We start from the raw sequence: 7550 nt of genomic DNA on the forward strand, positions 1-7550 counted from the left end.
TCGGGCTTGGGCATAATTACCGGATGACTGCCCAGCTCACCCAGGAACTGCCGGAATTCCCTACCTGGCTCAACGCCAGGCCATCCACCTTGCAGGAGCATCGTGGACGCGCGCTGGTGCTGGCGTTCGTCAATGCCAGCTCGGTGTGGTGCGCCGAGCGCCTGGCCGAGCTGGCCCATTGGCAGGCGCGCAGCCCGGGGCGGTTGCAGGTGATCGTGGTGCAGGTGCCGCGTTTCGATAGCGAGCGCTTGCCGCAACGCTCGCTCAAGCAACTGCGCGGACATGGAGTGAGTGCGCCGATCCTGCTCGACAAGGACTGGGAAACCTGGCGCCGCTTCGGTATCGAATCCTGGCCCACGCTGGTGCTGCTCGACGCCTACGGCCGCGAGCGTCAACGTCTGGTGGGCGTCACCGGCGATCTGGACAGGGCATTGGTGGCGCTGTGCGAAGGCCAGCAACCGCCGTCGGACATCGACCTGCATGGCGTGGCCGAGCGCGAAGCCGAACCGCGTCTGGAACTGCAATTTCCGACCGGCCTGGCCGCCACCGAAGACCGCCTGTATATCGCCGACACCGGCCACCACCGCGTGCTCGAATGCACGCATGGCGGGCGGGTGCTGCGCCAGTTCGGCCATGGCAATGCCGATCTGATCGACGGTGGCGTCGGCGAAGCGGCGTTTCGACGTCCGCAAGGCCTGGCGCTGGAACGCGACCAGCTCTACGTCGCCGATACCGGCAATCACGCCCTGCGCCGCATCAACCTGCGCAGCGGGCAGGTCGACACCTTGTGCGGCACCGGTCGCTCCGGTGAGCCCGTCGAAGGCCCGCTGGCGTCCTCCAGCGCATCTGCGCTGAATTATCCGCAAGGTCTGGCCATCGCCGACAACCAGGTGTTGATCGCCATGGCTGGCGACAATCGTATCTGGAGCTATCACCTGGGTAGCGCCGCGTTGACCGCGCGCGCAGGTACCGGCTCGCTCGAAATCCGCGATGGCAGCGGCCATCTGGCCGCGTTCGCGCAACCAGCCGGATTGGCCGCGGTGCAGCAGGTGGCCTACGTCTGTGACGGGTTGGGTTCGTCGATCCGCACCATGCAATTGCGCGGCGATCTGGTGCAGACCCTGGTCGGCGGGCAGGGCGCCTGGCTGTTCGGCGACCAGGACGGCCCACGCGGCATCGCGCGCCTGCAGTTTCCGCAAGCGATTGCCTTGGCCGCCGATTCGCCGCTGCTGTGGATCGCAGACACCGGCAACGGCCGTCTGCGTTGCCTGCGCCTGGGCGGTGGCGAACTGACCACGGTCGAGCTGCCGCGCCGCCTGCATGGCCCGGCCGGGCTGGCGGTTGCCGCAGGTGCGGTCTGGATTGCCGAGACCGATGCCCATGCCGTCTTGCGTTACGACCTCGCAAGCGGCGAACTGAGCGATGTTTCGATAGCAGAATGAGCGCAAGGCCCCAAGCTGATTTCGATGGAAAGGCGTTTGCTGCCCAACTGAGCACCGCGCCCGGCGTCTACCGCATGTATGCGGGCGACGACACGTTGCTGTACGTGGGCAAGGCCGGCGCGCTGCGCAAGCGCGTGGGCAGCTATTTCAACGGCACGCCGAAGAACGCGCGGCTGACCTCGATGCTGTCGCAGGTCGCGCGCATGGATGTCACCGTGACCCGCAGCGAAGCCGAGGCGCTGCTGCTGGAAAACCAGCTGATCAAGTCGCTGTCGCCGCGCTACAACGTCTCGCTGCGCGACGACAAGAGTTACCCGTATGTGTTGCTGACGCGCGAAGACTGGCCGCGCATCGCGCTGCACCGTGGCCCGCGCGCGGTGCAGGGGCGCTATTTCGGCCCGTACACCGGCGTGACCGGCGTGCGCGAAACCTTGAGCCTGATGCACAAGCTGTTCAAGCTGCGCAGCTGCGAAGACAGCGTGTTCCGCAATCGCTCGCGGCCGTGTCTGCAATATCAGATCGGCCGCTGCAGCGCGCCGTGCGTGGACCTGGTCGCAGCGCCCGACTACGCAGAATCGGTACGCCGCGCCACGATGTTTCTCGAAGGCAAGAGCGACCAGCTTGGCGAAGAGATCATGCAGTCGATGCAGCAGGCCAGCGAAGCGTTGGAGTTCGAGCGCGCCGCGCGTCTGCGCGATCTGCTGTCCTCGCTGCGCAGCATGCAGAACCGCCAGTACGTGGACGGTCGCGCGGCCGACCTGGACGTGCTGGCCTGCGCCACGCAAGCCAGCCAGGCGTGTGTGCTGCTGTTGAGTTTTCGCGACGGCCGTAATCTGGGCACGCGTTCGTTCTTCCCCAAGACCAATGGCGAAGACAGCGCCGACGAAATCCTGGGTGCGTTCGTCTCGCAGTACTACGCCGAACATTCGCCGCCGCGCGAGATCCTGCTCGATCGCGAAATCCCCGATGCCGAGTTGATCGAAGCCGCGCTCAGCAGCGCCGCCGAGTACAAGGTGACGTTGAAGTGGAACGTGCGCGGCGAGCGTGCCGGCTATCTGCTGCTGGCCACGCGCAACGCACAGCTGACCCTGGTCACCGAACTCACCAGCCAGAGCGCGCAACACGCACGCAGCGAAGCACTGCGCGAAATGCTGGGGCTGGCCGAGCAGGTCAAGCGGGTGGAGTGCTTCGATATCAGTCACACCATGGGCGAGGCGACGGTGGCCTCGTGCGTGGTGTTCGATGCCAGCGGCCCGGTGCGCGGTCAATACCGGCGCTTCAATATTTCCGGGATCACGCCGGGCGACGACTACGCCGCGATGCGCCAGGCCATCGAGCGGCGCTTTCGACGCGCGGTGGAAGAGAACGGTGTGCTGCCGGATGTGTTGCTGATCGACGGCGGCGCCGGCCAGCTGGCGCAGGCAAAGGGCGCGCTGGCCGATCTGGGCATCGAGAACGTGCTGCTGGTCGGCGTGGCCAAGGGCGAGGAGCGCAGGGCAGGGCATGAAGCACTGGTCATGGCCGACGGCCGCGAACTGCGCCCGGGTGCGGCATCGCCGGCGCTGCAGTTCATCCAGCAGGTGCGTGACGAAGCGCATCGCTTTGCGATCACCGGTCACCGCGGCCGCCGCCAGAAGGCGCGCATGACCAGCAAGCTCGAGGATATCCCCGGCATCGGCCCGCGCCGTCGCGCGAGCCTGCTCAAGCATTTCGGCGGTCTGGTCGGGCTCAAAGCCGCTGGCGAGGCCGAGATTGCACGCGTGGAAGGGGTCAATGCCGCACTCGCCGCGCGAATCTACGCTAACCTGCATGGGCTGGCGCTCCCCGATGCGGCAGGCGAGTCGAGTCCGTAATGAAGTTGACCATCCCCACGTGGCTGACACTGCTGAGGATCTTGATGATCCCGGTGTTGGTCGTGGTGTTCTACCTGCCGTACACGTGGACCAATTTCGCGTCTGCCGGCGTGTTCGGGCTGGCTGCCATCACCGACTGGCTGGATGGCTGGGTTGCGCGGCGGTATCACCAGTATTCCGCCTTCGGCGCGTTTCTGGACCCGGTGGCCGACAAGCTGATGGTCGCCGTGGCGCTGTTCCTGATTGTGCAGGGCCACCCGACGCCGTGGATGGCATTCTGGGCGGCGGTGATTGTGGGCCGCGAAATCGCCGTCTCTGCGCTGCGCGAGTGGATGGCCGAGATCGGCCAGCGTGCCAAGGTGCGCGTGGCGGCGATCGGCAAGATCAAGACCACCGCGCAGATGGTCGCGCTGTTGTGCCTGCTGTATTCGGTCACGCCGGGGCAGATGCCCACGCATGAAATCTGGTTCGGCAACCTGATTTTCCGCGCCGGTTACTGGACGCTGGCGATCGCCGCGCTGCTGACATTGTGGTCCGGTTTTCAGTACCTGCAGGCCGCATGGCCGAGCCTGCGCGCCGACGAAAAAGCAGCAATCACCAGTAAGCCAAAAAAAGTCGAAGGCAATGGTTGACAGCCCTGCTGTTCGCTGTAGAATCTCGCCTCCCAAGCGGGAATAGCTCAGTTGGTAGAGCGCAACCTTGCCAAGGTTGAGGTCGCGAGTTCGAGTCTCGTTTCCCGCTCCAGGTTTTGATGTTTGGACTTCTGCTGGGGTCCATTGCGGTTCGATCACACAGTGGGTTTTGCCTGTGGAGCATCTAGCCAAGTCTGCTGAAATCCATTCCGAGCCACGTAGTTCTATAAAACGGATCTGCGTGTCCAGAGCCTGAAGCTTGGCCGCCAGAGCACGCTGTCGCAGATCGCAGCATCGACACACTGCATGCCTTACGACTCATTTGCAGTACGCCAGGGCCGTTACCCGATACTTCTCAGTAAAGTTGCGGGGATTATGGTTCTCAGTGGCGCCCACGCTCGCTACGGTAAACCCGTTCGGACAGTGGCTGCGGATAAGGCTCTCGCAGGGAGGAGCGGTCGTGTCGTCTAAGGTGTTGCCAGGCTCATTGCAGCTAGCGAGATAACTGCCGTCATCGTAGCTTTTGAACCGTCTCAGTGGTTTTCAGCGGCCTTGTTGTCATACACAGGTCGCACGCGTTGCCTAGCATTTCGGCAACCGAGCGCGACTGGCTTCGGTTTGTGCTGGTACGTGCCGATGTTTGTTAGGCAGGGCATGTCATCGGTGCATTTGCCCATCGCGGTACCTGCCTGTGGACCACCTACCCGTGAACGAAGCCGACCTGAGCGAGTTGCTCGCGACCTTGTCCAGCCTGCCGGACGAACTGCAGCGTGTGCGTGTAGCAGCGCCTGCGCTGGCGCCGCAGTTGGATGGGGTGGACGCATTGCTGGAGCGCAGCCTGGTGCAGACACGGGCTGCGTTGGTGCAGGAAGGGACCTCGCCGGCGTTGGCCTACGATCTGATGGCAGATCTGCACAAGAGCAGTCGCCTTGCGGATAACCCGTTCGGGGATCGTGCGCATTTCATCATCGGCAATCGCCGCTCCGGCACCACGTTGCTGGCGTATCTGGTCAATGCCAGCGAGACGATCTGCAGCCTGCCGGAAAACATGTTGTGCGGAGAGCTGGCCAAGTGCGACAGCTTGCTGCGCCTCGGCAGCATGGTGCTGCCGCATCTGGGCTTGCCGCAGAGCGGGTTGTACCCGCGCTTGGGGCGCATGATCGATGAGTTGCATTGCGAGTACGCGCAGCGCTTCGGGCGGCAGTGCTGGATCGCCAAGGAATTGTTTTCGTCCAGCCGGCTCGATGTGATCGATGCGATGTTCGATTTTCGCGGCAAGTTTCTGTTTCTGCATCGTCATGGGTTGGATGTGGCGCTGTCGTGCTTTCAGCGCTTCGTACGTCGTGATGGCTTGCCGGGCAATCCGCGTTCCGGCTTGTATCTGATGCAGTATCTCGACGAGTGGGTCGCCACCAACGAAGCGGCGTTGGATTTTGCCGAACGTGCGGGCGATCGCTGCTTGCAACTGGGTTATGACGAACTTTCGCGTACGCCAGAAGTGGTCGGGGCGCGCGTGTTCGAGTTTCTTGGCGAGCCATGGTCTGAGCAGGTGCTGCCGCGCATGGCGCAACAACGCATCCGGCCGTTTATGGGCGACAACCTGACCGCGCAGCGCGGGCTTGCGATCGCTGCTGACGCGCGCGTGCCGAGTTGGCATGCGTGGCCGCCGGAGCTGTTGCGTAGCCTGGGGCGGCGAGCGAATCCGATGCTGGAACGCTTGGGTTACGTGCCGCTATAGATGCCGTGGAGTTAGCTGCAAAGGCGATCAGCAACAGGTTGCAAAAGGTAGTTGATGCACGATGTGCACCAGTTCGTCTCAGGTATCGGTGGCGATGCCGCCTGGTGCATTGAGCGCGATGCCTGGCTGACGTAGCCGCGCCATGCTGTAAGCGCTGACGTAGCCGCCATCGCGCATGGCGTAGTCGCGCAGTTCGCCTTCCACGTCGAAGCCATGACGCTGGTACAGCGCCACTGCCGCGGTGTTGTCTGCATAGACGGTGAGTTCGAGCCGGTGCAGTTGCATCCAGCGGTCGGCGACGTCGAGCAACGCGCTCAGCAGGCGCGTGCCGACACCACGGCCATGCCAGTCCGGCCGGACCGCCAGCGCGATGCCGCCGACGTGCGCACGACGTACCCGTGCCTGGCTGCCCAGGCTGCCGACACCGACGACTTCCGCGCCGTGCAACGCAACCAGTGCCAGCTGCCGCTCGTCTTCGTGCAGCAATTGCCGGCGCCATTGCTCGACCCCGCGATACGGCAGCTCCAGCAGCTGTCGCGCCACCTCGGGGGCGTTGTAGAGCGCACACACGCCGTCGGCATGCGACTCGCATGCACGTTCGATCTGGATGTCGTGCTGCATCGATGCGGACTCGTTTGCACTGCGGAAGGCAGATGCTCGCGCAGACTCATGATGCTGCGATGACCGGGACGCGACACGCGACACTTGCCGAACTGTCACAGGCCGCCGCTAGCCTGTACGGATGAGTGCGATTGCGTGTGTCGACGATTTGCAGGCCTTGGCGCAGCGCCGTTTGCCGCGCATGTTCTACGACTACGTTGCCGCCGGCAGCTGGAGCCAGACCACGCGGCAGGCCAATCGCTGCGATCTGGACGCGTTGCGGCTGCGCCAGCGCGTTGCCATCGATGTGGCGCGGCGCAGTACCGCCAGCACGCTGCTGGGCGTGCCGGTGGCGATGCCATTGGCATTGGCGCCGACCGGCTTGGCCGGCCTGTTGTATCCGGATGGCGAGGTGCTGGCCGCATGCGCGGCCGAGGCATTCGGGGTGCCGTTTGTGCTGTCGACGATGAGCATCTGTTCGCTGGAGCAGGTCTGCGCCAGCGTGCAGACGCCATGCTGGTTTCAGCTCTATCTGATGCGCGACCGCGGATTCTCCGCCGCGTTGATCGCGCGCGCACAAGCGGCCGGCTGCGGCGCGTTGATGCTGACGCTGGATGTGCCGTTCATGGGGCAGCGGCATGCCGATCTGCGCAATGGGTTGAGCGTGCCGCCGCGTGTGAGCCTGGCGACGCTGCGCGATTTCGCGACGCATCCGCGTTGGTGTCTGCGCATGCTCGGCAGCCGTCAGCACGGCTTCGGCAATCTTGCCGGGCAGGTGGGTGGCAAGGGTGATCTGGCATCGCTGGCAGCATGGACTGCCAGTCAGTTCGATGCAGCGCTGACCTGGGACGATGTGGCCTGGGTGCGGGCGCGCTGGCGTGGCCCGCTGATCGTCAAGGGCATCCTGGATGTGGACGATGCGCGGCAGGCAGTCGCTGCAGGCGCGGACGCGCTGGTGGTGAGCAATCATGGCGGGCGCCAACTCGATGGGGCGGCGTCCAGCATCCGCATGCTACCGGCCATCGTCGCTGCGGTCGGTGGCGATGTCGAAATTCATCTGGATAGCGGTATCCGCTGCGGCCAGGACGTGCTGAAGGCGCTGGCGCTTGGCGCGCGCGGCGCTTACATCGGGCGTGCCTGGCTGTATGGGCTGGCCGCATCGGGCCAGGCCGGTGTGACCGAGGTACTGCGGCTGATCCAGCGCGAGCTGGAGCTGAGCATGGGGCTGTGCGGCAGGCCGCAGGTTGCGGATATCGACGCCAGCGTGCTGCTCACCCAGCCCTGA

At 64.7% G+C, this 7550-nt stretch carries 6 protein-coding genes and 1 tRNA gene; 6 read left to right on the forward strand and 1 reads right to left on the reverse strand.

Annotated elements, in window-relative coordinates:
- Positions 1 to 23: 23 nt before the first annotated feature.
- From AC1PLU_RS10835 to AC1PLU_RS10855, 5 genes are all read left to right on the forward strand, one after another.
- The gene (locus tag AC1PLU_RS10835) at positions 24 to 1442 is read left to right on the forward strand and encodes a hypothetical protein (RefSeq protein ID WP_481108413.1); all 1419 of its coding nucleotides are present in this window, start codon (positions 24 to 26) and stop codon (positions 1440 to 1442) included.
- On the forward strand, positions 1439 to 3295 hold the full coding sequence (gene uvrC / locus AC1PLU_RS10840; RefSeq protein ID WP_023904079.1) for an excinuclease ABC subunit UvrC: 1857 nt from the start codon (positions 1439 to 1441) through the stop codon (positions 3293 to 3295). Before AC1PLU_RS10835 ends, uvrC begins: the two co-directional genes overlap by 4 nt.
- Positions 3295 to 3927 (forward strand): CDP-diacylglycerol--glycerol-3-phosphate 3-phosphatidyltransferase, encoded by a 633-nt coding sequence (gene pgsA, locus AC1PLU_RS10845; protein ID WP_176339972.1) that lies wholly within the window; start codon positions 3295 to 3297, stop codon positions 3925 to 3927. Before uvrC ends, pgsA begins: the two co-directional genes overlap by 1 nt.
- A gap of 36 nt (positions 3928 to 3963) precedes the next feature.
- A tRNA-Gly gene (locus AC1PLU_RS10850) sits at positions 3964 to 4039 on the forward strand.
- Between the two features lie 594 nt (positions 4040 to 4633).
- Complete coding sequence (locus AC1PLU_RS10855) at positions 4634 to 5665, forward strand: sulfotransferase family protein (protein WP_481108414.1); 1032 nt, start codon at positions 4634 to 4636, stop codon at positions 5663 to 5665.
- Positions 5666 to 5743: 78 nt separating this feature from the next.
- On the opposite strand, the gene AC1PLU_RS10860 is transcribed toward AC1PLU_RS10855, so the two are convergent.
- The gene (locus AC1PLU_RS10860; protein ID WP_481108415.1) at positions 5744 to 6286 is read right to left on the reverse strand and encodes a GNAT family N-acetyltransferase; all 543 of its coding nucleotides are present in this window, start codon (positions 6284 to 6286) and stop codon (positions 5744 to 5746) included.
- A gap of 121 nt (positions 6287 to 6407) precedes the next feature.
- On the opposite strand from AC1PLU_RS10860, the gene AC1PLU_RS10865 reads away from it, so the two are divergent.
- Positions 6408 to 7550, forward strand: coding sequence for an alpha-hydroxy acid oxidase (locus AC1PLU_RS10865; protein ID WP_481108416.1), 1143 nt, complete (start codon positions 6408 to 6410; stop codon positions 7548 to 7550).

The organism is Xanthomonas sp. NCPPB 2933 (assembly GCF_056725225.1).

What these genes read in the sequence shown, in the direction of transcription:
- AC1PLU_RS10835 (WP_481108413.1), top strand. Translation starts at nt 24, where the DNA reads ATGACTGCCCAGCTCACCCAGGAACTGCCGGAATTCCCTACCTGGCTC.
- uvrC (WP_023904079.1), top strand. Translation starts at nt 1,439, where the DNA reads ATGAGCGCAAGGCCCCAAGCTGATTTCGATGGAAAGGCGTTTGCTGCC.
- pgsA (WP_176339972.1), top strand. Translation starts at nt 3,295, where the DNA reads ATGAAGTTGACCATCCCCACGTGGCTGACACTGCTGAGGATCTTGATG.
- AC1PLU_RS10860 (WP_481108415.1), bottom strand. Translation starts at nt 6,286, where the DNA reads ATGCAGCACGACATCCAGATCGAACGTGCATGCGAGTCGCATGCCGAC.
- AC1PLU_RS10865 (WP_481108416.1), top strand. Translation starts at nt 6,408, where the DNA reads ATGAGTGCGATTGCGTGTGTCGACGATTTGCAGGCCTTGGCGCAGCGC.